This window comes from Stenotrophomonas sp. OVS01A (assembly GCF_019969775.1).
Lineage (GTDB): Bacteria > Pseudomonadota > Gammaproteobacteria > Xanthomonadales > Xanthomonadaceae > Stenotrophomonas > Stenotrophomonas indicatrix.
Map to the genome: position 1 here is coordinate 62,340 of NZ_JAHXYV010000004.1, position 25,029 is coordinate 87,368.

Here is a 25,029-nt window from a genome sequence, read left to right on the forward strand (position 1 = left end):
TCAACCCCTGTCTGCTACGCCAATTCACCGGGCTGTGCAATAGCTGTGGATCTTTTTGTGAATAAGTAGGGGACAAGCATTCCGAAGGCGGGCGCTCGGTGGTAGGCTGAGCCATCCATTTCCCCCCTTTCAGGCCTGTGTTTGGGCGCCTTTTCGCGCCTATGCATCGGCCACCGGACAATTATTGCTGATGGATGCCTGGTCACGTAGTCTCGAGCGACTCGAGGCGGAGTTCCCGCCCGAGGATGTTCACACCTGGTTGAAGCCGCTGCAGGCAGATCTGCGCGCTGACAGCCTGGTGCTGTATGCACCGAATGCCTTCATTGTCGATCAGGTGCGCGAACTGTACCTGCCGCGGATCCGCGAGCTGGTCACCCACTTTGCCGGTTTCGGCGACGTATTTCTTGAAATCGGCTCGCGTCCGCGGCCCGTGGACGCGCAGATCGCGCCGGTTTCCAGCCATTCGGCGCAGGCGCCGGTGCAGCCGCAGGTCCCCTTTGCCGGCAACCTGGACAACCACTACACCTTCGCCAACTTCGTGGAAGGCCGCAGCAACCAGCTGGGCCTGGCCGCAGCATTCCAGGCGGCGCAGAAGCCGGGCGACCGCGCGCACAATCCGCTGCTGCTGTACGGGGGCACCGGCCTGGGCAAGACCCACCTGATGTTCGCCGCCGGCAACGCGATGCGTCAGGCCAATCCGGCCGCCAAGGTGCTGTACCTGCGTTCGGAACAGTTCTTCAGCGCGATGATCCGGGCCTTGCAGGAAAAGACCATGGATCAGTTCAAGCGCCAGTTCCAGCAGGTCGACGCGCTGCTGATCGATGACATCCAGTTCTTCGCCGGCAAGGATCGCACCCAGGAAGAGTTCTTCCACACCTTCAACGCGTTGTTCGATGGCAAGCAGCAGATCATCCTGACCTGCGACCGCTATCCGCGCGAAGTCGAAGGCCTGGAAGCGCGCCTGAAGTCGCGGCTTGCCTGGGGCCTGTCGGTCGCCATCGAGCCGCCGGACTTCGAGACCCGCGCTGCGATCGTGCTGGCCAAGGCCCGCGAGCGTGGTGCCGAGATTCCCGATGACGTTGCGTTCCTGATTGCCAAGAAGATGCGCTCCAATGTGCGCGACCTCGAGGGTGCGCTGAATACCCTGACCGCCCGCGCCAATTTCACCGGCCGTGCGATCACCACCGAATTCGCCCAGGAAACCCTGCGCGACCTGCTGCGCGCCCAGCAGCAGGCGATCAGCATTCCCAACATCCAGAAAACCGTTGCCGATTACTACGGGCTGCAGATCAAGGATCTGCTGTCCAAGCGTCGGACCCGGTCGCTGGCCCGTCCGCGCCAGGTTGCCATGGCGCTGACCAAGGAACTGACCGAACACAGCCTGCCCGAAATCGGCGACGCCTTTGCCGGTCGCGATCACACCACGGTGCTGCATGCCTGCCGGCAGATCCGCACCCTGATGGAAGCCGACGGCAAGCTCCGCGAGGACTGGGACAAGCTGATCCGGAAGCTGAGCGAATGATGCACGTACGCCGATGAGGCGTCACCGCATAAAACGGTGCAGAATCCGGTAGCAAGCGCGGGACAGGGTGTGGATAAAAATGCCATTGGATTTCCCGGAAGATTTATCCACAGCTTTCCCCACCCCTTGGGGGCTGGTAATGCAGAGGGTTTCGAAGCCTGAAACCCTTTTGTTTACAAAGACTTAGCTGTGTTTTCCAGCGATTCTGGCTCTACCAGCACCACCAAGCTTTTGATTTATTCCACATTTTTTTAAAGCATAGGGGCACGGAACCACATGCGTTTCACACTGCAGCGCGAAGCCTTTCTCAAGCCGTTGGCACAGGTCGTCAACGTGGTCGAACGCCGCCAGACCCTTCCGGTTCTGGCCAATTTCCTGGTGCAGGTGCAGAACGGCCAGCTGTCGCTGACCGGTACCGACCTGGAAGTGGAGATGGTGTCGCGGATCGCGGTTGAAGATGCCCAGGACGGCGAAACCACCATTCCCGCCCGCAAGCTGTTCGAGATCATCCGCGCCCTGCCTGATGGCAGCCGGATCACCGTCTCGCAGACCGGTGACAAGATCACCGTGCAGGCAGGACGCAGCCGCTTCACCCTGGCCACCCTGCCCTCCAACGACTTCCCGTCGGTGGACGAAGTGGAAGCCACCGAGCGTGTTGCGATCGGCGAAGCAACCCTGAAGGAGCTGATCGAGCGCACTGCGTTCGCGATGGCCCAGCAGGACGTGCGCTATTACCTCAACGGCCTGCTGTTCGACCTGCGCGGAGATGCGCTGCGCACTGTCGCCACCGACGGTCATCGGCTGGCCCTGTGCGAAACCGATCTGGCCAAGCCCAGCGGTTCCAAGCGCCAGATCATCGTGCCGCGCAAGGGCGTGACCGAGTTGCAGCGCCTGCTGGAAAGCGGTGATCGCGAGATCGAACTGGAAGTCGGCCGTAGCCACGTTCGCGTGAAGCGCGACGATGTGACCTTCACTTCGAAGCTGATCGACGGTCGCTTCCCGGATTACGAGGCAGTGATTCCGATTGGTGCCGACCGCGAGGTGAAGGTTGATCGCGAAGCACTGCGTGCCTCGCTGCAGCGTGCTGCGATCCTGTCCAACGAGAAGTACCGCGGCATCCGCGTGGAAGTTTCGCCGGGCAACCTGAAGATCAGCGCGCACAACCCGGAGCAGGAAGAAGCCCAGGAAGAGATCGAGGCCGACACCACGGTCAGCGACCTGGCCATCGGCTTCAACGTGAACTACCTGCTGGATGCCCTCTCCGCCCTGCGCGACGAAGAAGTGATCATCCAGCTGCGCGATTCCAATTCCTCGGCGCTGGTGCGCGAATCCAGCAGCGAGAAGTCGCGTCATGTGGTGATGCCGTTGCGTCTCTGACAGCTGCGCCGTTCCACGTGGAACACATGGACGCCCGGGATCTCCCGGGCGTCTTTTTTTGTTCCACGTGGAGCATCGTTGCGAATGCTACCGCCGCCATCGTCGCTCCTTGCCGATGAGAGCATCCGCGTTGCCCTGATGGGTTGTCGGCGCATGGAACCCACGATCCCGGGAAGCCAGCTGTGGAATCCACATGCTGAGATGACGAGACACGTTGGATAGGAGCACGCAGCGGGATCCGATCCAGCGGCTTCCGCTTGCGTGCTGACCTCTCTGTCCACAGGCCTCGTTCGTAGGAATTCGGCGCTTCCCTAGCTTCTAAATCTGGGTATAAATCAAAAGCTTGGTGGTGATGGTAGGGCCAGATTTCATGTAAAAGTAGGCTATGTGTCTGTTTTAAAAAGCTTTTATAGGGCTGAAACCCCCTGTATATAGGCCATCAAGCCTGGGGGGGAACCTGTGGATAGTTTTACAGCCGAGGAAAAATGCCTTTTTTATCCACAGTTCGCCCACACCTTGTGTATAAGTCATACAGACCCGCTGTGGATTGCGTGGAACTGCCGCTTTGAATTTCTTGAAATCTGTGGAACCTGGCAGGGGCCTTGGTCGCAGATTTCAAGAAATCTGGGAGCACTGACTGCAATCTCGGTGTGGAGTCAGGCCATGAGCCGGGGAAACCGTCTTCGGAATGGCGAAATCTGGACGCCTTGAGCCTTGGCTTCCTGCCGGATTTGAACGATTTCGGCCACTGTCTCCGGCCGCCTCCATGCCGGCAGGCCTCCGCCACGTGGAACGTGTTCTCCAAGGCTGCTATCGCCCGGCTGATGCCGGTCCGCGTCCGATCTACGCTGGCTGGCTTGCCCAATGCAGTAAGCTGGGTGATTCCCCGCCCCTCTACCGCCATGTGCGGATGGTCTGTCGCATCCCATGCAGATTCGTCGTCTTGCCCTCCACCACTTGCGTCGTTTCGATGCGGTGGAGCTGTCGCCCCAGCCAGGGGTGAATCTGCTGACCGGTGACAACGGCGCTGGCAAGACCAGCGTCCTGGAAGCGTTGCATCTGATGGCCTATGGGCGGAGTTTCCGCGGGCGGGTACGCGATGGCCTGGTGCGTCAGGGCCATGAAGCCCTGGAAGTCTTCGTGGAATGGGACGAGCAACGCGGTGATCTGTCCGTGCAGAGGCGAAAAGCCGGGTTGCGGCATAGCGGGCAGGAGTGGAAGGGGCGGCTGGATGGCGAAGACGTCGCCCAACTCGGAAACCTGTGTGCCGCCCTGGCTGTGGTGACCTTTGAACCGGGCAGTCACGCCTTGGTGAGTGGTGGTGGCGAGCCGCGTCGGCGCTTTCTGGATTGGGGCCTGTTCCACGTGGAACCAGACTTCCTATCCTTGTGGCGGCGCTACTCGCGCGCGTTGAAGCAGCGCAATGCCCTGCTCAAGCAGGGCGGGCCATCGCGGATGCTCGATACCTGGGATCACGAGCTGGCCGAGGCGGGAGAACCGCTGACCAGTCGTCGGCAGCACTACCTGGAGCGGCTGCAGTCCCGAACCATCGCCCTGGCCGAGGCACTGGCTCCGCAACTGGGAATCGTGGGCCTGAATCTGAGTCCCGGCTGGCGCCGGCACGAGGTTCCGCTGGCAGATGCCCTTCTGCTGGCGCGCGATCGCGACCGTCAGGCGGGTTACACCTCGCTGGGCCCACACCGGGCGGACTGGAGCGTGGCGTTCCAGAGCATCCCGGGGCGCGATGCGCTGTCACGCGGCCAGGCCAAGCTCACCGCCCTCGCCTGTCTACTGGCCCAAGCGGAGGATTACGCCGAGCAGCGTGGCGAGTGGCCCGTCATCGCGCTCGACGATCTGGCCTCGGAGCTGGATCGCACCCACCAGGCCCGGGTACTGCACCGCCTGTTGGCGGCACCGGCGCAGATATTCATCACTGCAACAGAAACGCCTGCAGCACTGGAGACTCTGAGCAACATCACCCGGTTCCACGTGGAACATGCACAGATCGTGGCTGTGCCATAGTGGGCACGGCAAGGCCGCTCAGCCCCGGCTGGTATAATTCAGGCTGCTATCCCTTCATTCTCGGCACATCGCTCAAAGCGGTGTCCGACCTGCGGAGCCTACGGCAAGCGCAATGACCGACGAACAGAACACCCCGGCAAACAACGGCAACTACGACGCCAACAGCATTACGGCCCTGGAAGGCCTGGAGGCTGTCCGCAAGCGCCCAGGTATGTACATCGGCGACGTCCATGACGGCACCGGCCTGCATCACATGGTGTTCGAGGTCGTCGACAACTCGATCGACGAAGCCCTCGCCGGCCATGCCGACCACGTGTCGGTGACGATCCATGCCGACGGCTCGGTCGGAGTGTCCGACAACGGTCGCGGCATTCCGACGGGCAAGCACGAGCAGATGAGCAAGAAGCTCGACCGCGACGTGTCTGCAGCCGAAGTCGTGATGACGGTCCTGCACGCAGGCGGCAAGTTCGACGACAACAGCTACAAGGTTTCCGGCGGCCTGCACGGCGTGGGCGTCAGCGTGGTCAACGCGCTGTCGCAGAAGCTGGTCCTGGATATCTACCAGGGCGGTTTCCACTACCAGCAGGAATACGCCGACGGCGCAGCACTGCATCCGCTCAAGCAGGTCGGTCCCAGCACCAAGCGCGGTACCACCCTGCGCTTCTGGCCGTCGGTAAAGGCTTTCCACGACAACGTGGAATTCCACTACGACATCCTGGCCCGTCGCCTGCGCGAACTGTCCTTCCTCAATTCCGGCGTCAAGATCGTGCTGGTGGACGAGCGTGGTGATGGCCGTCGCGACGACTTCCATTACGAGGGCGGCATCCGCAGCTTCGTGGAGCATCTGGCGCAGTTGAAGACGCCGTTGCACCCGAACGTGATCTCGGTAACCGGCGAATCCAACGGCATCACCGTGGAAGTGGCGCTGCAGTGGACCGATTCCTACCAGGAGACGATGTACTGCTTCACCAACAACATTCCGCAGAAGGACGGCGGTACCCACCTGGCCGGCTTCCGTGGCGCGTTGACCCGTGTGCTCAACAACTACATCGAGCAGAACGGCATCGCCAAGCAGGCCAAGATCAACCTGACCGGCGATGACATGCGCGAAGGCATGATCGCGGTGCTGTCGGTGAAGGTGCCGGACCCGAGCTTCTCCAGCCAGACCAAGGAAAAGCTGGTCAGCTCGGATGTGCGCCCGGCCGTGGAAAGCGCATTCGGCCAGCGCCTGGAAGAGTTCCTGCAGGAAAACCCGAACGAAGCCAAGGCCATCGCCGGCAAGATCGTCGACGCTGCCCGTGCCCGCGAAGCCGCGCGCAAGGCCCGCGACCTGACCCGCCGCAAGGGTGCGCTGGATATCGCCGGCCTGCCGGGCAAGCTGGCCGACTGCCAGGAAAAGGATCCGGCGCTGTCCGAACTGTTCATCGTCGAGGGTGACTCCGCAGGTGGTTCGGCCAAGCAGGGCCGCAACCGCAAGAACCAGGCGGTGCTGCCGCTGCGCGGCAAGATCCTCAACGTGGAACGTGCACGCTTCGACCGCATGCTGGCGTCCGACCAGGTGGGTACGCTGATCACCGCGCTGGGCACCGGCATCGGTCGCGACGAGTACAACCCGGACAAGCTGCGTTACCACAAGATCATCATCATGACCGACGCCGACGTCGACGGCGCGCACATCCGCACCCTGCTGCTGACGTTCTTCTACCGTCAGATGCCGGAGCTGATCGAGCGTGGTTATGTCTATATCGGCCTGCCGCCGCTGTACAAGATCAAGCAGGGCAAGCAGGAGCTGTACCTGAAGGACGATCCGGCGCTGGACAGCTATCTGGCCAGCAGCGCAGTGGAGAACGCGGGGCTGGTGCCGGCCAGCGGCGAGCCGCCGATCGATGGCGTGGCGCTGGAAAAGCTGCTGCTCGCCTACGCTGCCGCGCAGGACACGATCAACCGCAATACCCATCGTTACGACCGCAACCTGCTCGAAGCGCTGGTCGACTTCATGCCGTTGGAGCTGGAAAACCTGCGCAACGCAGGTCCCGGGGAAGGACTGGACGCGCTGGCCAAGCACCTCAACCAGGGCAACCTCGGCAGCGCCCGTTTCACCCTGGAACTGCAGGAGCCCAACGAGCAGCGTCCGGCTGCGGTGCTGGTCACGCGCAGCCACATGGGCGAACAGCACATCCAGGTGCTGCCGCTGTCCGCGCTTGAAAGCGGCGAGCTGCGTGGCATCCACCAGGCAGCGCAGCTGCTGCACGGTCTGGTCCGCGAAGGCGCGGTCATCACCCGTGGCGCCAAGTCGATCGAGGTCGAATCGTTCGCGCAGGCCCGCAACTGGCTGCTGGACGAAGCCAAGCGCGGCCGTCAGATCCAGCGATTCAAGGGTCTGGGTGAAATGAATCCGGAACAGCTGTGGGACACCACCGTCAATCCCGATACCCGTCGCCTGCTGCAGGTGCGTATCGAAGATGCGGTGGCCGCTGACCAGATCTTCAGCACCCTGATGGGGGATGTGGTCGAACCGCGCCGCGACTTCATCGAAGACAACGCGCTGAAGGTCGCCAACCTGGATATCTGACACAATCGGATGGTGGCCGGCGCGCGGGGAGGCGCGCCGGCTTTTGTCCCTTGATCGCAGGTAATCGATGTCCGCTTCCGCCCCGGTTTCCGCTCCGCCGCCGGTTCCACCGGCTACTGTCACGCCCCGCGCCTCCTCGCCGCTGGCGGGCTTCTTCATCGATCTGGGAATCGCGACAGTCGCCTTGTTCGGCCTGAGTGTCGTCTGCGGGGCGATATGGGGGCTCTACCGCAGCCTGCAGATCAGCGCGGCCAATGCGCAAGGCGCTGCCGCCGGTACTATCGCCTCTGTTGGCCAACCCGGTGCGCTGGGGCAGATCCTGATGGCATTGATCGCCACCGGTGGTGCGGCCCTGCTGGTCTACTTCTGGCGTCGCCCTGCCAATGCCGCCGAGCGCCAGCATTCGCGCCAGGCTCTGCAGCGACCTTCCACTTGGGGCTGGACTCTGCTGGTCGCCTTGCTGATCGTGCTGGGAAGCAACGGCATTGCCTTCCTTGCCAAGCAGATGGGCATCGAGCCGGTTCCCACCAATCTCGAACTGATGCAGAACGCGATTGCGCGTTTCCCTGTATTCCTGGCGCTGTTTGCAATCGTGCTGGCACCCGCCTACGAGGAACTGCTGTTCCGTCGCGTCCTGTTCGGGCGCCTCTGGCAGGCCGGGCGTCCATGGCTTGGCATTGTCCTCAGCAGCCTGGCCTTTGCCCTGGTCCATGAAGTGCCCGGGGTCAGCAAGAACTCCCTGCTCGGTACTGCCCAGCTCTGGCTGGTCTATGGCGGCATGGGCGCCGCGTTCTGCTGGCTGTACCGCCGCACCGGCACCTTGTGGGCGGCGATCGCCGCACATGCACTGAACAATGCCGTGGCGCTTGCGGCCCTGGTGTTTTTCGGGGCAACGTAAGGCTCTGTCCGCTTGACGAAAGATTAAGCAGACCCGTTACACACTGGGCTTCTGAACACGGGGGTGGGTCCATGAAACAACTGCTGCTGGCCATCGTCATCACCACTCTGGTCAGCGCCTGCGCGACCACCACTTCGCCCACCGGCCGTCGGCAGATGGTGGGCGGTGTGTCGCAGGCGCAGCTGGACCAGCTGGGTGCGCAGGCGTTCGCCGAAACGAAGCAGAAAGAGAAGATCAGCAGCGATGGGCGCCAGAACGGCTACGTGCAATGCGTGGTCAACGCGCTCGTCGCACAGCTGCCGCCTCAGTACCGTGGCGTACGGTGGGAAACGGCGGTGTTCGTCGACAAGGAACCCAATGCCTTCGCCCTGCCCGGCGGCAAGGTCGGGGTCAACACCGGCATCTTCAGCGTTGCCAAGAACCAGGATCAGCTGGCAGCGGTGATCGGCCATGAAATCGGCCACGTGATCGCCCGCCACCACGAAGAACGCATCACCCGGCAGATGGGCGCGCAGACCGGATTGGCGGTGCTGGGCGCGCTGGCCGGCGCCTATGGCGGCGAAGGCGCAGCCAGTACGGTCAACCAGCTGGGCGGGATGGGGGCGCAGACCGCGTTCCTGTTGCCCGGCTCACGCACCCAGGAGAGCGAGGCTGACGTGATCGGTCAGCGGTTGATGGCCGAGGCCGGATTCAACCCCGCCCAGGCCGTCGATCTGTGGCAGAACATGATGGCCGCCAGTGGCGGTCGCAGCCCGCAATGGTTGTCGACCCATCCCGATCCAGCCAATCGGATCAGGGAGTTGCAGCGTGATGTGCCAGCGCTCGGCCCCGTCTACCAGCAGGCGCAGGCGGCCGGACGCCGGCCAAAGTGTGGCTGAGTGCGCAGATTCATGCTGTATTGCAGCACATAAAACGATTTCTCACGCCATCTGTTTCTGATACGTTTGGCGGCTCAGATTTTTCTGACAGTCCGACTTTGCCGCTACCGGCGGTTCGATCGAGGTGAACGATGATTTTCCGTAACCACAAAGCTGTGCTTTCCGTCCTCATCGCCACTGCCCTGACCGGCGCCGTGGTCACCGACGCGTTCGCGCAGTCCTCGCGTTCGTCCGAGCGTGGCAACCGTGGCGGCAAGCAGGCCAAGGCCGAAGTGCTGTTCCCGAACGCGACCCGCCAGGAACCGGCAGCGAAGTCGTCGGCCAAGCTGGGCAGCAAGCTGCAGAAGATGATTGACAGCTACAACAAGGAAAAGTTCCCGGAGACCCGCACGCTGGCCGACGAGATCCTGGCCACCGACGGCGCCAACGAGTACGACAAGTCGCTGGCCGCGCAGCTGGCATCGCAGGCCGCCTACCAGACCGACGACACCGCAGCCGCCATCGCGTACCTGAAGCAGGTGCTGCAGTTCAACGGCCTGGACAACAACGGCCACTTCCAGTCGATGCTGATGCTGGGCCAGCTGCAGATCCAGGAAGACAAGACCGCTGAAGGCCTGGCGACCCTGGACAAGTACTTCGCCGAGAGCAAGTCGACCAAGCCGGAAGAGCTGATCATCAAGGGCCAGGCGCTGTACCAGCTGGAGCGCTACCAGGAAGCGATCCCGGTGCTGAAGCAGGCCATCGCCGGCGCTGCCGAGCCGAAGGACAACTGGAACCAGCTGCTGATGGCCGCACTGTCCGAAGCCGGCCAGACCGGTGAGGCCGTGCAGGCCGCCGAGGCACTGGCGGCCAAGAACCCGAACGACAAGAAAGCGCAGCTGAACCTGGCCAACATGTACATGCAGGCCGACCAGATGCCGAAGGCCGCCGCGGTGATGGACAAGCTGCGCAGCAGCGGCCAGCTCACCGAAGAGCGCGAGTACAAGCAGCTGTACTCGATCTATGCCAACACCGAGAACAAGGAAAAGGACGTCATCGCGGTCATCAACGAGGGGTTGCAGAAGGGCATCCTGAAGCCGGATTACCAGGTCTACCTGGCACTGGCCCAGTCCTACTACTACTCCGACCAGGTGCCGCAGGCGATCGATGCGTGGCAGAAGGCCGCCCCGCTCTCCAAGGACGGTGAGACCTACCTGAATCTGGCACGCGTTTTGCACAGTGAAGGTCGTGTCCCGGAGGCCAAGCAGGCCGCCCAGCAGGCGCTGGCGAAGGGCGTGAAGAACCAGGCGGATGCCAAGAAAATCATCAACCTGAAGTAAGTAGGAATAACGCCTGAACGCCTGCCCAGTTGATGCGCAAGCGCTCAGGATTGGTATAAGCTTGGAGGTTCCTGCGGTGTCATGCACCGCTGATCAGGGATCCCGCCCCCGGGATTCCGGCCCCACTATTGAGCTCTTGGCGCATGACGGAACAACTAGTCGTTCACCGGTACGAACAACCCGATGACAAGGGGCTGAGCTGGCCTCGCATCGTCGGTATCGCGTTTGTAATCGCCCTGCATCTGGCCGCCTTCATGATGCTCCTGATTCCTGCCGTGGCTCCCAAGGCCGTGGCGGAGAAGGAGCGCAACGTCATGGTGACCATCGTCGACGCACCGCCGCCGCCGCCACCGCCGCCGCCGCCGCCGCCGCCGCAGGACACCCCGCCGCCGCCGGTGAAGAATCTGTCGCCGCCGAAGCCGTCGCCCGTCCCGCCGCCGCCGCAGGCGCCGGTCGTCGACGTGCCGGAACCGCGCCCGAACGATATCGTCACCCCGCCGTCGCCGCCGTCGCCGCCGGCACCGCCGACCTCGATCGAGGCCAGCGTGGACATCTCGTCGAAGGCCATGAATCCGCCGCGCTATCCGCCGGCCGCCTTCCGCGCTGGTATCCAGGGCGAAGTGATCCTGATCATTGATGTCGATGCCAGCGGCAACGTCACCAATGTCACGGTGGAAAAGTCCAGCCGTAACCGCGATCTGGACCGTGCTGCGATGGAAGCTGCCCGCAAGTGGCGTTTCAACGCCGCCGAAGCTGGCGGTAAGAAGGCTGCTGGCCGCGTCCGCGTCCCGGTCAACTTTGCGCTGAACTGATGCGCCCGGGTGGCCGCCTGGCCACCCTCGCCTCCAGTTCGATTGTTTAGCTTAGCTACACCCTTTATCACCACACACAACAAAGGTAAGCGTCATGCTGCAGGAAATTTTCATCGCCGCTGCTGCCGGGGGCAATCCGTCCAACGCCCTGTCGCAGATGGGCTTCGAGCATCTGATCCACGAAATGACCACCAAGCCGGGTGATTTCGCGGTTTCCTGGGTCGTGCTGCTGACCCTGGTCGTCATGTCCGCCATGTCCTGGTACTGGACCGTCATCAACATCTTCCGTGCTACCCGCCTGAAGAGCGCCGCTGATCGCGTCGTCAGCCTGTTCTGGGATACCCCGAACGCGCAGGACGCCATCCGTGCAATGGAAGAGCAGCCGGCTTCGGAGCCGTTCTCGAAGATCGCACTGGACGCTGCACAGGCTGCTGCGCACCACCAGCGTGCTGAAGGCGGCGCTGTCGGCGGCGTGGGTGAGAACCTGAGCCGTTCGGAGTTCGTCGACCGCGCTCTGCGCCAGGCCGTGACCCGCGAAAGCAACAAGCTGCAGTCGGGCATGACCCTGCTGGCCACCGTCGGTGCAACCGCTCCGTTCGTCGGTCTGCTGGGTACCGTGTGGGGCATCTACGGCGCGCTGATCAAGATCGGTGCCACCGGCTCCGCTTCGATCGACGCCGTTGCCGGCCCGGTGGGTGAAGCACTGATCATGACCGCCATCGGTCTGTTCGTCGCGATCCCGGCCGTGTTCGCCTTCAACTTCTTCAGCAAGATCAACAGCGCGACCATCAGCAAGTTCGATACCTTCGCGCACGACCTGCACGACTTCTTCGCCACCGGTTCGCGCGTCCGCTAATTGCGACGCGCTGTACCCGCGAGAACGTAGTCACCAAGATCTAGACGGAGCCCGTTATGGCTTTCAGTAGTGGTAACAGCGGCGGCCCCATGGCCGACATCAACGTTACGCCCCTCGTGGACGTGATGCTGGTGCTGCTGATCATCTTCATCATCACGGCGCCGCTGATGTCCCACAAGGTCAAGGTGGATCTGCCGGAGGCCAATCTGGTCCAGAAGCCGGACGACACCAATGACCGCAAGGGTCCCATCACCCTGGCAGTCAAGGAAGACGGTTCGATCTACTGGAACGACGAAGAGATCGACAAGCAGACCCTCGAGTCGCGCTTGGCGACCGCCGCCCAGCAGACCCCGCAGCCGCCGTTGAACCTGCGTGGTGACCGCACCACCAAGATGCGTGTCATCAACGAGATGACCAAGGTCGCGCAGGAACAGGGCATGCTGGACGTCGGCTTCGTGGCGACCAAAGAGAAGGGGCAATAAGCCATGGCATTCAGTAGTGGTGGTGGCAAAGGCCCCATGGCAGACATCAACGTCACGCCCCTCGTGGACGTGATGCTGGTGCTGCTGATCATCTTCATCGTGACCGCGCCGATCATGACGTACCCGATCGCCGTGGACCTGCCGCAGCGCGTGCTCAACCCACCGCCGCAGCTGGTCGAACCGCCGCCGCCGATCGAACTGAAGATCGACGCCAGCAACCAGGTCTCGTGGAACAACAGCCCGATCGGTACGCACGAACTGCAGCAGCGGATGGAGCAGGAGGTCCAGCGTGACCCGACCAACCAGCCGGAACTGCGGATCGATGCCAGCCCGGATTCGGAGTACGACGTGATGGCCAAGGTTCTGGCCGCCGCGAAGAATGCTCAGATGAAGAAGATCGGCTTCGTGCAGCAGTAAATCGCTACACCGCAATACATCAGTCATGACGCGACTGCAGACGCCCCTGGAAACAGGGGCGTCTTTTTTTGTGCGTGCAGGCGTCTTCCCGGCAACGCCGTTGGCAATGAATGCCTCTGGCCGGTGCCTGTCCCCGCTATGATCGGCGGATGCTCGCCCTCTTCGATTCCGTGCGCCATTGGCTTGATGGCATCGCCCACCTGGGAACGATCCTGGCGGTGGCCTACCTGCTGTATCTGCTGGCGTTGACGGGCTGGATCATGCTGCAGAAGCGCGAGCCGGTGGCCACGCTGAGCTGGATCCTGTCGCTGGCGCTGCTGCCCTACCTCGGCCTCTTCATCTACTACCTGCTGGGCCCACAGAAGGTGAAGCGGCAACGGCTGCGGCGCGGTCGCGCGCGCTCGGGCATGGAGCACTACAGCGATGTCTGCCCGCCCGATGCCGACTGCACCGAACTGGCCAAGATCGCGCAGGCGACCACCGGGCTGGCGCCAAGCACAGCCACCGAAGTGACCTGGCTGGTCGACGGCGCGGCCACCTACGCCGCGCTGCTGGAAGCGGTGGCACAGGCGCAGGACCATGTGCACCTGGAGTACTACATCTTCAATCCCGACCACGCCGGCACCGCGTTGCGGGATGCGTTGGTGGAACGGGCCAACGCCGGCGTGCAGGTGCGGCTGCTGCTGGATGCGGTAGGTTCTTCGGCCGTGCGTCAGCGCTTCCTGCAGCCGCTGTTGAACGCCGGCGCTGAGGTGATCTGGTTCCATCCGCGGCAGTTGCTGAAGCCGTTCAAGCGACCCTGGTTGAACCTGCGTACGCACCGCAAGCTGGTGATCGTCGATGGCCGGCTGGCGTTCACCGGCGGCATCAACATCACCGACGACGAAGACGAAAGCCGCAACCCGGATGCTTACCGCGATCTGCACATGCGTCTGCGTGGGCACGTGGTGCGCAGCCTGCAGCTGGTGTTCGCCGAGGATTGGTTGTACGCCAGCGGCCAGGACCACTCGCGGTTCGATATCGCCCGGCTGTGGCCCAGCGACATGCCCCTGCGCGGCGACGGCGCGATCAACGCGCAGGTGCTGGTGTCCGGCCCGGATTCGGGATGGGAGACCATCCATCGCCTGCACGTGGCCGCCATCCAGGAAGCACGTGAGCGGGTCTGGCTGGTCACCCCCTACTTCGTACCCGGCGAAGCGGCGCGGATGGCGTTGACCTCGGCCGCACTCGGTGGCCTGGACGTGCGCATGCTGGTGCCGAAGATGAGCGACTCCTGGTTCGTGACCCAGGCCGCACGCTCCTATTTCGACGAGCTGCTGCATGCGGGAGTGAAGATCTACGAGTACGGCCCGCGCATGCTGCATACCAAGGCGTTCATTGCCGACGACGATGTCTGCATCGTCGGCAGCGCCAACTTCGATCACCGCAGCTTCCGCCTGAATTTCGAGCTGTCGATGATGATCAGCGATCGTGGCCGGGTGGCGGAACTGTCTACGTTGCTGCAGTCCGAATTCGAGCGTGCCACCCGTGTACATGACCAGGCAGGACGCTCGCTGTGGCTGCACCGGCTGCCCGAAGCCTTCGCGCGATTGGCCTCGCCGCTGCTGTGAGGCAGCGCTACACTGCGGCGGTGGCCCGGGGAGACTGACAATGTACTGGTTGTACCTGCTGCTGGCGCTGGGCTGCTTCGCCTTTGCGCTGAAAACACCGAACATGGGCCTGATGTCACTGGCCCTGCTGGGCACCCTCGCCTTCCTGCTGGCATGGGTGCGCGGGAGATACGCCGCACGCTTCGGCGACCTTCAGCGTGATCCGGCGACACTGGTGGACAGCGATGAACTCAGGCGTCTGCGCGAGCAGGCCAAGGTTGCTCCGGCCGACGGCAGCGACCCTCCCTCTCACTCCCCGTAGTCCCGTTCCATGACCCAGCTCAGCGTCAACGTCAACAAGATCGCCGTCCTGCGCAATTCGCGTGGCGGTGCCGAACCGGACGTGGTGCGTGCCGCCCAGGCCTGCCTGGATGCCGGCGCGCATGGCATTACCGTGCACCCGCGGCCCGACCGCCGCCACATCACCGCCGAGGACGTGCTGGCGCTGTCGGCGCTGACCCGTGCCCGTGGTGTGGAGTTCAATATCGAAGGCAACCCGTTCGCGCCGCCACGTGAGGGCTACCCCGGGTTGCTGCCGCTGTGCGCGCAGACGCGCCCGGCGCAGGCCACGCTGGTTCCCGATGGCGATGGCCAGATCACCTCCGACCATGGCTTCGACTTCGAACGCGATGCGCAGCGGTTGCGCCCGCTGGTGGCCGAACTGAAAGCGATGGGATGCCGGGTGAGCCTGTTCGTGGATGCCGGCAACCCGCTGCTGGAGCAGGCTGCCGATGTCGGCGCCGACCGCATCGAGCTGTACACCGGCCCGTATGCCGAGGCCCATGCCGCCGGCGACGCCCGCGCCATGCTGGAACTGTTCGCCACCGCCGCGCGCCGTGCACGGGCCGTCGGCCTCGGTGTGAATGCCGGGCACGATCTGTCGCAGGACAACCTGCGTGACTTCCTGGCCGCCGTGCCGAAGGTGCTGGAGGTGTCGATCGGCCACGCGCTGATCGGCGAGGCGCTGTACGACGGCCTCGATGCCACGGTGAAGGGCTACCTGGCACTGCTTTAGCAGTGCGTGGGGCTTCCCCGCTGGGTTGAAGCCCGAAGACGTGCGGCAGGTCCCCGTGTTCCGGCCTGGCAAGCGCCCCTGTAGCCGATCTTCCCATCGCAGCTGCTGAGACACCCGTGGCCCATGCTGGCCTGCCGCGGCGATGGCGCGTGCCCGGTCCCAAGCCAGACGACCCTGTGGACAAGTCTGGGGTCAACGTGCGCTCCCAAGTGCCTGCGCGCCTACAGCTACGTGAATCCTGGCCGCTTGCGCTGCCTGTGGTTAGCAATAATACTAATAGCCCGTAACGGCCGGAGGGCAATATGCAGCACCCCCCTCGCAACGCCCAGGCCGCCATCAAGGGCCGGGGTTCCACGTCCCATCTTGCGGGGCGTTTTGAAAGCACCGTCAGCGAAGCGGTGGACGACGGCTGGGCAGTGGACGACAGCGAGGAGTTCCTCGCCCCGCGCCTGCGCACCGAAGTACGCGCGGAGACCGCTCGCAGCATCATCAGCCGCAACAACTCCCCGGACGTCGGCTTCAGCCAATCGGTGAATCCGTATCGCGGCTGCGAGCATGGCTGCTCCTACTGCTTCGCCCGCCCTTCGCATGCCTATCTGAACCTGTCGCCTGGCCTGGACTTCGAGACCAAGCTGTTTGCCAAGACCAACGCGCCACAGCTGCTGCGCAAGGAACTGTCGAAGCCGGGCTACGTGCCGCAGCCGATCGCGCTGGGCATCAACACCGACGCGTACCAGCCGATTGAACGCAAGTTCAAGCTGACCCGCCAGCTGATCGAAGTGATGCTGGAGACGAAGCATCCGTTCTCGCTGATCACCAAGAACGCGTTGGTCGAGCGCGACATCGATCTGCTCGCACCACTGGCGGCGGAGAATCTGGTCAGCGTGCATTTCTCGGTGACATCGCTGGATCCGCATCTGTCGGCGAAGCTGGAGCCGCGCGCCTCGGCACCCCATGCGCGGCTGCGTGCGATGAAGCGCCTGCACGAGGCGGGCATTCCGGTGGGCGTGATGGTTGCGCCGGTGATTCCGTGGCTCAACGACAGCGAACTGGAAGCCGTGCTGGAAGCCGCGCATGATGCCGGCGCCAGCACGGCAGGCTACGTGCTGCTGCGCCTGCCGCTGGAAGTGGCACCGCTGTTCCGCGACTGGCTCGATACCCATCATCCCGATCGCGCCGCGCATGTGATGAGCACCATCCAGCAGCTGCGCGGCGGCAAGGATTACGACAGTCAGTTCGGCACGCGCATGCGCGGCCAGGGTGTTTACGCAGAGCTGCTGAACAACCGCTTCAAGCTGGCGCGCAAGCGGCTGGGCTTCAACGCACAGAACAGCCATTGGCCGAAGCTGGATTGCAGCCGGTTCGAGAAGCCGTTGCCGCCGAAAGTGGATACGCCGCAGGGGAGTTTGTTCTAGGTCGTCGCGGTCGCGGCGTGGTGCTGTGCCTCAGCCCCCACCAAACAATCTCTGCGCGCTCTGGAACAGGATCCAGCTGGTGGCGATGAACTTGTCGCCGCCCTGCGGCCGGTTGCCGCGATGGGTATGGGTGAACGCAGTCGGCGCGATCAGCAGACTGCCGGTACGCGGTGCGATCTTCCGCCCCTGGAACAGGAACTCGGTTTCGCCCTCTTCGAAGTCGTCGTTGAGGTACAGCGTCCACAGCACATGCCGGTGCAGGGTCTCGGCCTGCGCGTCCTTCGGGTACAGCTCGCAGTGCCAGTACGGGTAACCGCCCTCGCCCGCCGCATACCACTGCAGATTGATCGCGCCCGGGCGCAGGCAGGTGCGCGCCAGATCCGCCAGCTGCTCCGGCGCCATGTCGGGGAAATCCTCGGCCGACAGGCGTCGCGGCTGGCCGTTGCTGTCCTGGATCTGCAACATCAACGGCGCGATCAATGCCTGTGGATAACGGCGTAGATAAGTCTGCAGACCCGCAAATACCGCCTGTTGCAGCTGCTGGTCCACATCCTGCCAGCCATCCACGCCGCTGATCCGCAGATCCTTGCTGTGCTTGAGTTCCGGGAACACGCCGCTGCCCACTGCGCCTGGTTTCAGGCTCTTGCTTGCACGCATGCGCGCGACGATCGCAGCGCACACGTCGCTGGGGACGGCGTTGTGGATGACCTCGATGAAATCGACCGGGCCCGGCTCGTGCATGCGTGCATTCCTTCGACGGCAAGGGCTTGATGGTGCCGTTTGCAGCTGCTGCTGTCACCCTGCGGTCATGTCATCAATCTGCCATGACCGCTGTAGGGATGGCCGCTGTCAGACGCTCTTCGCGTCATGCTCCTGGTGATAACGCACGGCCTCGGCGACCTCTTCGCGCGAACCGAGGAACACCGGCACGCGCTGGTGCAGCTGGTCGGGTTGCACATCGATGATGCGCTCGCGACCGGTCCAGGCAGCGCCGCCCGCCTGCTCCACCAGCAGGCCCATCGGGTTGGCTTCGTACATCAGGCGCAGCTTGCCGGCCTTGCCCGGTTCCTTCTTGTCCCACGGGTAGATGAAGATGCCGCCGCGGGTCAGGATGCGATGCACGTCGGCGACCATGCTGGCGATCCAGCGCATGTTGAAGTTCTTGCCGCGCGGGCCTTCCTTGCCGGCCAGCAGATCTTCCACGTAGGCCTGCATCGGCGCTTCCCAGTGCCGCTGGTTGGACATGTTGATGGCGAACTCCTGGGTGGCCGCGGGGATCTGCATGTTCTCGGTGGTCAGCAGGAACTCGCCGGTTTCGCGGTCGAGGGTGAAGGCGTGGGTACCGTGGCCGACGGTCAGCACCAGCTGCGTGCTGGGCCCGTAGATGCAGTAGCCGGCGGCGATCTGCTTGCTGCCCGGCTGCAGGAAGGCGTCATCGCCGGGCAGTTCGACGTTGGTCGGGCAACGCAGCACCGAGAAGATGGTGCCGACGGAGACGTTGACGTCGATGTTGGAGCTGCCATCGAGGGGATCGAACAGCAGCAGGAAATCGCCACGCGGATAGATGTCCGGCACCGGCTGGCTGTGGTCCATCTCCTCCGATGCGCAGGCGGCGAGGTGGCCACCCCAGGCGTTGGCCTCCAGCAGGATCTCGTTGCTGATGACATCCAGCTTCTTCTGCGCTTCGCCCTGCACGTTGCCGGTACCGGCCTCGCCGAGCACGCCACCGAGGGCGCCCTTGCTGACGGCGATGGAGATGCTGGTGCAGGCGCGGGCGACGACCGCGATCAGCTGGCGCAGGTCGGCGTTGATGCGGCCGGCGTGCTGCTGCTGGATCAGGAAGCGGGTCAACGAGGTACGGGACATGGGCGGGCAGGTCTCGGCAACGGGAAAACGCCTATTGTCGCTGGTCTGACTGGCGCGTGGGTGAGCGGGGGTAGGCGTAATCGTTTCCAGAGGCGTTGCGGTCGTGGCGCCTTCCCTTCGTCGAGGCGCGCGGGAGGGGGAGACAATGCAGGACACGCTGCAAGTACGTCCATGTAAGCTCGATGGCGCCTTGCTCGTGTGCGCTGTCCTGCGCACACGGCAAGACCGGGGTTGGGCATCCTGCCCAACCCGCCCGAGGCATGCCTCGCGCCCATGGCGCCAACGGTCCTGCATTGCCTCCCTCTCCCGCGCGCTTCAGGGTTGGCCGCGAGCGCGGAGGGGGTGGCAAGGCAGGAGCAAAAACAAAGGCGCCTTTCGGCGCCTTTGCTTCCACAGCTTGCTGGAGCGGTCGATCAGCCCTTGGCGACGGTGGCCACGGCCTTGGCGACGTATTCCAGGTTGTTCTGGTTCAGCGCGGCCACGCAGATGCGGCCGGTGCCGACGGCGTAGATGCCGAACTCGTCGCGCAGGCGCTCCACCTGTTCGCGGCTCAGGCCGGAGTACGAGAACATGCCCGCCTGTTCGTTGATGAAGCCGAACTGCGGGGCGCCAGCGGCGGCCAGCTTCTCGACCAAGCCCTGGCGCAGGGCGTGGATGCGCTCGCGCATCTCGGTCAGCTCCTGCTCCCACATCGCGCGCAGTTCCGGATTGTTCAGCACACCGGCAACCAGTGCAGCACCGTGGGTGGACGGGCTGGAGTAGATCGTGCGGATCACGCGCTTGACCTGCGACTGCACGGCCTTGGCGTCAGCGGCGGTCGGCGCGACCATCGACAGCGCACCCACGCGCTCGCCGTACAGCGAGAACGACTTGGAGTACGAGTTGGCGACGATGAAGCTGTCGATGCCGGCCTCGGCGATGATGCGCACCGCGGCACCGTCCTGCTCGATGCCCTTGTCGAAGCCCTGGTAGGCCATGTCGATGAAGGGGAACAGTTGGCGGTCCTTCAGCAGCTGTGCGACCTGCTTCCACTGGCTGACGGTGAGGTCGGCGCCGGTGGGGTTGTGGCAGCAGGCGTGCAGCAGCACCACGGTGCCCGCTTCCAGCTTGCCCAGGTCGGCCAGCAGGCCGTCGAAGTTGACGCCATGGGTGGTCGGGTCGAAGTAGGTGTAATCGACCACCTCGAAACCAGCGGCGCTGAACACGGCGCGGTGGTTTTCCCAGCTCGGGTTGCTGAGTGCGACGGTGGCGTGCGGCAGCAGCTTCTTCAGCACGTCGGCGCCGACGCGCAGCGCACCGCTGCCACCGACGGTCTGGGCGGTGGTGACGCGGCCGGCGGCCAGCAGCGGCGAATCCTTGCCGAACACCAGCTCACGGGTGGCCTGGGTGTACGCCGGCAGGCCATCGATCGGCAGGTAGCCGCGCGGTTTGGCTTCGTTGGCGAGCTGCTGCTCGATCTGCTTGACGGCGCGCAGCAGCGGAATGCGGCCGCTCTCGTCGTAGTAGATGCCCACACCCAGGTTGACCTTGGTCGGGCGGCTGTCGGCGTTGTACGCCTCGGTCAGGCCCAGGATCGGGTCGCCTGGGACCAGTTCCACGTTTGCAAAGAAGGACACGGCGGTACTCGTTCGGTAGACGGAAAGGGGGAGGAATTGCGCCACGCGGCTTGCGGCCTGTCGGCCGAAACCGACCCATCGTAACAAAGCCTGCCGGGGCTGGCCGCCGCCATCGTCATCCGCCTGCCCGTACCATGGCGTGCGTTGCCGCCCGATCCATCAACCTGAATCATGAATCCCAGCGCACGACGCCAATGCCTGCCGCTTTCCACCCTGCTGCTGCTGCCTTTGACGGTGACGGCCGAGCCATTGCCGACCGCCCTGCCGACGGTGCAGGTGCAGGCCGCGCGGGTGCCCGGCGTCGACCCCTTCGCTCTGCCCGCCAGCCTGGATACGGTGTGGATCGACGCCGACCGTACCGGCCCGGGCACGCAGCTGTCCGAGGCGCTGGGCGGAGTGCCTGGCCTGCTGGCCCGGGACCGGCAGAACTTCGCGCAGGACACCCAGCTGTCGATCCGTGGCTTCGGCGCTCGTTCGACCTTTGGCGTGCGCGGGGTGCGGGTGCTGATCGATGGGGTGCCGGCGACCATGCCCGATGGTCAGGGCCAGCTGTCGCACGCCAGCCTGCTCGGTGCCGAGCGCATCGAGGTGCTGCGCGGGCCGTTCTCGGCCCTGTATGGAAATTCGTCCGGGGGCGTGCTGCAGGTGTGGAGCGCGCAGGGCCAGGCCGGTGACCCGTGGCGGCTGCGGGTGAATGCCGGTGCCGACAACACGCTCAGCGTCGGCGCGCAGCTGCGCGGGGCGGGCCCTGGCGTCGACTACAACGTGGCCGCCAACCATTTCAGCACCGATGGCTGGCGTGACCACAGCCGCGCGCGGCGTGAATCGCTCAACGCGCGCCTTGGCACCGAGCTCGCTAGCGGCCGCCTGGAGTTGCTGCTCAATGCGCTGCACGCGCCCAACGCGCAGGACCCGCTGGGCCTGACCCGCGCGCAGGTGGCGGCCGATCCACGCCAGGCCACGGCGGTGGCTGAGCAGTACAACACCCGCAAATCGGTGCGCCAGCAGCAGGCAGGCCTGCGCTGGACCCGTGAAGCCGGTGCGCAGCGCTGGCAGCTGATGGGTTATGCCGGGCAGCGCGCGGTGACCCAGTACCTGCCGATTCCGCCGGGACCGCAGGCCAACCCATTGCACGCCGGTGGCGTGATCGACCTGGATGGCGGTTACGGCGGGCTGGACGCGCGCTGGGGCTGGAACGGCGATCTGTGGGGGCGCCCGCTGGACCTGGTGGTGGGCGTGAATGCCGATCGCCAGCGCCAGCACCGCACCGGCTACGAGAACTTCGTCGGCACCACCGTGGGGGTACGCGGCCGCCTGCGTCGCGACCAGATCGACATCGTGCAGAACGTGGACCAGTTCGCCCAAGCGTGGTGGCAATGGAGCCCGCGCTGGTCGCTGCTGGCCGGGGTGCGCCACAGCGCGGTGCGCTTCGAATCGGATGATCGCTACATCGTCGGGCGCAACCCGGACGACAGTGGTCGCCGTCGCTACCAGGCCACCACGCCAGTGGCGGGTGTCAGCTTCGAGGCAAGCCCGCAGTGGCGCCTGCACGCGGCGATCGGGCGTGGCTTCGAAACCCCGACGTTCAACGAGCTGGGCTACCGCGCCGACGGCCAGGCCGGGCTGGCGCTGGATCTGGCGGCCGCCCGCAGCCGCAGCGTGGAAGTGGGCAGCAAATGGCATGCGCAGGATGGAAGACAGCTCGATATCAGCCTGTTCCGTGCAGATACCGACGATGAGCTGTCCGTTGCCAGCAACACCAACGGCCGCAGCACGTACCGCAACATCGGCCGTACCCGCCGCCAGGGTGTGGAGCTGCAGTACCGGCAGCCGTTGGCCGAGCAGCTGGAGCTGCAGCTGGCCTGGACCTGGCTGCAGGCGCAGGTGCGTTCGCCCTATCTGGCCTGTGCGGCCAGCAACTGCGCAGTGCCCGACACCGTGGTTGCCGCTGGCAGCCGCCTGCCCGGCGTGCCCCGGCAGCAGGCGTATGCCCGCCTGCAGTGGTCGCCGGGGCAGTGGCAGTGGGCGCTGGAAGCGGCCGCCAGCAGCGACGTGATGGTGAATGACATCGCCACCGAGCGCGCAGCGGGATACGCGCTGCTGAACCTGGAAGCCGGTCGCCGCTGGATGCTGCAGGCCGGTGACCTGCGCGCATTCGCACGTATCGACAACGTGCTGGACCAGCGCTACATCGGCTCGGTGATCGTCAATGACGGTAACGGCCGCTTCTTTGAACCGGGGCCGGACCGCCGCGCCAGCGTTGGACTGCAGTGGTCATGGCGTTAGGCGGGCCCCGGTAGCGCCGGGCCATGCCCGGCGAGCGCGCAGCACGGACGTGACGGATCCGCCGGGCATGGCCCGGCGCTACCGATCAATCCGGGGCCTTGGCGGGCACGAACGGCGAGGTTGGATCGCTGGCCGGGAAGGTCTCTTCCAGCGCCTCGTCCTGGTTGTCGCTGGCGTGCTGCTTGCGCTCGCGCCGCTTCAGCGGACTTTCCTGGCCACCGCGATTGCGGTCACCGCAGTCCTTGCGGTCCTGGGCGGCCTGTTCAGGCCGGCGCACGACGGGCAGTACGCCTTCGTCCGGTGTCGACATGCCGGCGCCACGGTCCTCGGCGTCCGCCAGATCGTGCTTGCCGCGCTGCTCGCCCGGCTCGGGGGTGTGGTTCTCACGCAGGGGGTCACGGGTGGTGGTCATGGGGCGTTCCTCCGGTAGGCCTCCACTAGAGCGCGGACGAAGTAAAGCCACTGCGAACCTGGCGTCATGAACATCTTTGTCACGACTGGATAACGGCGGCGCGCGTATTCCTGCCCACCCGCCCTGCTGCAGGAGCCGGCCATGCCCCGTCTTGAACGCCCCGCCCCGTCCGTGTTCAACGCCCTGCTGGATCCGCTTGGCCAGCGCAGCACGCAGCGCCGGACGCGCCGCCTGGAGGATCCGCAGGCGGTGGCGCAGGATTACCTGCAGTACATGCTGAGCGACTACGAGGAACGCCGCGGGCAGGGGCATCGCAACTGGCGCGATCTGTGCCCGGTGTACGCCTTCGCGCTGACCACCCATGCCGCTGACTGGCCGCGTGGCGGTGAGGCCGATACCAGTGGCGAACTGGCCGAGCACTGGGACCAGATGCGCGGACAGTCGCGCCTGAACTGGGCACAGGCGCAGCCGGTGGTGGAAGATGCCTGGCGCGCGCTGGACCATATCCCCGCCGCTGCGGTGAGGCCGCTGCTGCAGTAGTGCCGGTAGCTGGCAGGCATCGCCTGGATTCAACGAGCTGCCGGCCAGCGGCCGGCACTACCGCATGGTCTGCACGTGGCCGACACGGTTGTTTCACGGTAGCCGGCTGAAGCTGGCTACCCCTGCTGAAACACAGGTGCGCATCATGGCCCGCCCGATCTGGACCGGTACGCTTTCCTTCGGCCTGCTCAACGTACCGGTCTCGCTGATGTCCGGCGAGCGCAAGGTCGACCTGCACTTCCGCATGCTGGATTCGCGCGATCGCAAACCGATCCGCTTCGAACGGGTCAACGCCGACACCGGCGAGGAAGTGCCGTGGAAGGACATCGTCAAAGCCTACGAGTACGACAAGGGCAGCTACGTCGTGCTGGAGGAAGACGATATCCGTTCGGCGGCGCCGGAAAGCCATGAAACGGTGGAGGTGGAAACCTTTGTCGACGCCAGCCAGATCGACCCGCGTTACTACGAGAAGCCCTATCTGCTGGTGCCGGGTAAAAAGGCCGAGAAAGGCTACGTGCTGCTGCGGGAAACGCTGCGCAGCACTGGCAAGGTCGGTATCGCCCGGGTGGTGGTGCGCACGCGCGAGTACCTGTGCGCGGTGATGCCCAACGATGACGCGCTGGTGCTGATGATCCTGCGCTATCCGCAGGAACTGGTCGAGCCTGACGACTACAAGCTGCCCAGTGGAAAGCTTGCCGACTACCGCATCACCAGCAAGGAAACGGCGATGGCCGAGCAGTTGATCGAGTCGATGGCCGGTGACTGGGATCCTTCGCAGTACCACGATGAGTTCCGCGAACGCCTGCAGCAGGTGCTGAACAAGCGCATCAAGTCCAAGGGCGGCACCACCCAGGTGGAGGACGAGCCGGCACCGCGCGAGGACGCAACCACCAACGTGGTGGACTTCATGGCGCTGCTGCAGAAGAGCCTGGATGCCAACAAGCGCACGCCGGCGAAGAAGGCGGCCGCGCGCAAGGCTCCAGCGAAGAAGGCAGCGGCGAAGAAGGCACCGGCAAAAAAGGCCGCCAAGAAGGCGGCAAAGAAAACCCCTGCGCGACGCAAGGCAGGTTGAGCC

The 25,029-nt window shown here is 64.7% G+C and carries 22 protein-coding genes; 18 read left to right on the plus strand and 4 right to left on the minus strand.

The features are described from left to right. Nucleotides 1-190 precede the first annotated feature (190 nt). The 15 genes from dnaA (at nt 191) to LC407_RS15095 (ending at nt 17,234) form a co-directional block, all read left to right on the plus strand. The gene (gene dnaA / locus LC407_RS15025) at nt 191-1,522 is read left to right on the plus strand and encodes a chromosomal replication initiator protein DnaA (RefSeq protein WP_025875573.1); all 1,332 of its coding nucleotides are present in this window, start codon (nt 191-193) and stop codon (nt 1,520-1,522) included. 276 nt (nt 1,523-1,798) lie between these two features. Then, nucleotides 1,799-2,899, plus strand: coding sequence for a DNA polymerase III subunit beta (gene dnaN, locus LC407_RS15030; protein WP_005411731.1), 1,101 nt, complete (start codon nt 1,799-1,801; stop codon nt 2,897-2,899). A 927-nt stretch (nt 2,900-3,826) separates the two neighbouring features. After that, nucleotides 3,827-4,921, plus strand: a complete 1,095-nt coding sequence (gene recF, locus LC407_RS15035) for a DNA replication/repair protein RecF (protein WP_223483114.1) — start codon at nt 3,827-3,829, stop codon at nt 4,919-4,921. Between the two features lie 112 nt (nt 4,922-5,033). Then, nucleotides 5,034-7,493: a DNA topoisomerase (ATP-hydrolyzing) subunit B gene (gene gyrB, locus LC407_RS15040; RefSeq protein WP_033832640.1), complete on the plus strand. Its 2,460-nt coding sequence runs from the start codon at nt 5,034-5,036 to the stop codon at nt 7,491-7,493. Nucleotides 7,494-7,560: 67 nt separating this feature from the next. Beyond that, complete coding sequence (locus tag LC407_RS15045; protein WP_025875556.1) at nt 7,561-8,391, plus strand: CPBP family intramembrane glutamic endopeptidase; 831 nt, start codon at nt 7,561-7,563, stop codon at nt 8,389-8,391. A gap of 71 nt (nt 8,392-8,462) precedes the next feature. Beyond that, a complete protein-coding gene (locus LC407_RS15050; protein ID WP_025875555.1) occupies nt 8,463-9,269 on the plus strand; it encodes a M48 family metallopeptidase in 807 nt (268 codons plus the stop codon). A gap of 131 nt (nt 9,270-9,400) precedes the next feature. Next, nucleotides 9,401-10,588, plus strand: a complete 1,188-nt coding sequence (locus LC407_RS15055; protein WP_033832641.1) for a tetratricopeptide repeat protein — start codon at nt 9,401-9,403, stop codon at nt 10,586-10,588. Between the two features lie 254 nt (nt 10,589-10,842). Beyond that, on the plus strand, nt 10,843-11,400 hold the full coding sequence (locus LC407_RS15060) for an energy transducer TonB (RefSeq protein ID WP_025875553.1): 558 nt from the start codon (nt 10,843-10,845) through the stop codon (nt 11,398-11,400). A gap of 94 nt (nt 11,401-11,494) precedes the next feature. Then, nucleotides 11,495-12,256 carry a TonB-system energizer ExbB gene (exbB, locus tag LC407_RS15065; protein ID WP_025875552.1) on the plus strand — a complete coding sequence of 254 codons (762 nt, stop codon included), beginning with the start codon at nt 11,495-11,497 and terminating at the stop codon, nt 12,254-12,256. Nucleotides 12,257-12,312: 56 nt separating this feature from the next. Next, entirely contained in the window at nt 12,313-12,738 is a 426-nt protein-coding gene (locus LC407_RS15070) for a biopolymer transporter ExbD (protein ID WP_025875550.1), read from the plus strand. A 3-nt stretch (nt 12,739-12,741) separates the two neighbouring features. Then, nucleotides 12,742-13,155: a biopolymer transporter ExbD gene (locus LC407_RS15075; RefSeq protein WP_025875547.1), complete on the plus strand. Its 414-nt coding sequence runs from the start codon at nt 12,742-12,744 to the stop codon at nt 13,153-13,155. 149 nt (nt 13,156-13,304) lie between these two features. Beyond that, on the plus strand, nt 13,305-14,765 hold the full coding sequence (gene cls / locus LC407_RS15080; protein WP_033832643.1) for a cardiolipin synthase: 1,461 nt from the start codon (nt 13,305-13,307) through the stop codon (nt 14,763-14,765). A 40-nt stretch (nt 14,766-14,805) separates the two neighbouring features. Beyond that, complete coding sequence (locus LC407_RS15085; RefSeq protein ID WP_025875543.1) at nt 14,806-15,066, plus strand: membrane protein; 261 nt, start codon at nt 14,806-14,808, stop codon at nt 15,064-15,066. A 9-nt stretch (nt 15,067-15,075) separates the two neighbouring features. Beyond that, nucleotides 15,076-15,819, plus strand: coding sequence for a pyridoxine 5'-phosphate synthase (locus tag LC407_RS15090; protein ID WP_223483115.1), 744 nt, complete (start codon nt 15,076-15,078; stop codon nt 15,817-15,819). A gap of 302 nt (nt 15,820-16,121) precedes the next feature. After that, nucleotides 16,122-17,234, plus strand: coding sequence for a PA0069 family radical SAM protein (locus tag LC407_RS15095; protein WP_223483116.1), 1,113 nt, complete (start codon nt 16,122-16,124; stop codon nt 17,232-17,234). Between the two features lie 30 nt (nt 17,235-17,264). Here LC407_RS15095 and LC407_RS15100 read toward each other — a convergent pair whose 3' ends face one another. From LC407_RS15100 to LC407_RS15110, 3 genes are all read right to left on the minus strand, one after another. Next, nucleotides 17,265-17,975: a 2OG-Fe(II) oxygenase gene (locus LC407_RS15100; RefSeq protein WP_223483117.1), complete on the minus strand. Its 711-nt coding sequence runs from the start codon at nt 17,973-17,975 to the stop codon at nt 17,265-17,267. Nucleotides 17,976-18,083: 108 nt separating this feature from the next. After that, complete coding sequence (locus LC407_RS15105; RefSeq protein ID WP_025875529.1) at nt 18,084-19,100, minus strand: class 1 fructose-bisphosphatase; 1,017 nt, start codon at nt 19,098-19,100, stop codon at nt 18,084-18,086. A gap of 413 nt (nt 19,101-19,513) precedes the next feature. Beyond that, on the minus strand, nt 19,514-20,716 hold the full coding sequence (locus LC407_RS15110) for an amino acid aminotransferase (RefSeq protein ID WP_033832647.1): 1,203 nt from the start codon (nt 20,714-20,716) through the stop codon (nt 19,514-19,516). Between the two features lie 171 nt (nt 20,717-20,887). Here LC407_RS15110 and LC407_RS15115 point away from each other — a divergent pair, with 171 nt between their 5' ends. Beyond that, nucleotides 20,888-23,002 (plus strand): TonB-dependent receptor, encoded by a 2,115-nt coding sequence (locus LC407_RS15115; protein ID WP_223483118.1) that lies wholly within the window; start codon nt 20,888-20,890, stop codon nt 23,000-23,002. 85 nt (nt 23,003-23,087) lie between these two features. Here LC407_RS15115 and LC407_RS15120 read toward each other — a convergent pair whose 3' ends face one another. Then, on the minus strand, nt 23,088-23,414 hold the full coding sequence (locus LC407_RS15120) for a hypothetical protein (RefSeq protein WP_025875523.1): 327 nt from the start codon (nt 23,412-23,414) through the stop codon (nt 23,088-23,090). A 141-nt stretch (nt 23,415-23,555) separates the two neighbouring features. Here LC407_RS15120 and LC407_RS15125 point away from each other — a divergent pair, with 141 nt between their 5' ends. Both LC407_RS15125 and LC407_RS15130 read left to right on the plus strand, forming a co-directional pair. Continuing rightward, on the plus strand, nt 23,556-23,954 hold the full coding sequence (locus LC407_RS15125; RefSeq protein WP_025875521.1) for a hypothetical protein: 399 nt from the start codon (nt 23,556-23,558) through the stop codon (nt 23,952-23,954). A gap of 145 nt (nt 23,955-24,099) precedes the next feature. Then, nucleotides 24,100-25,026 (plus strand): Ku protein, encoded by a 927-nt coding sequence (locus LC407_RS15130; protein ID WP_025875519.1) that lies wholly within the window; start codon nt 24,100-24,102, stop codon nt 25,024-25,026. The last annotated feature ends 3 nt before the right edge of the window (nt 25,027-25,029 follow it).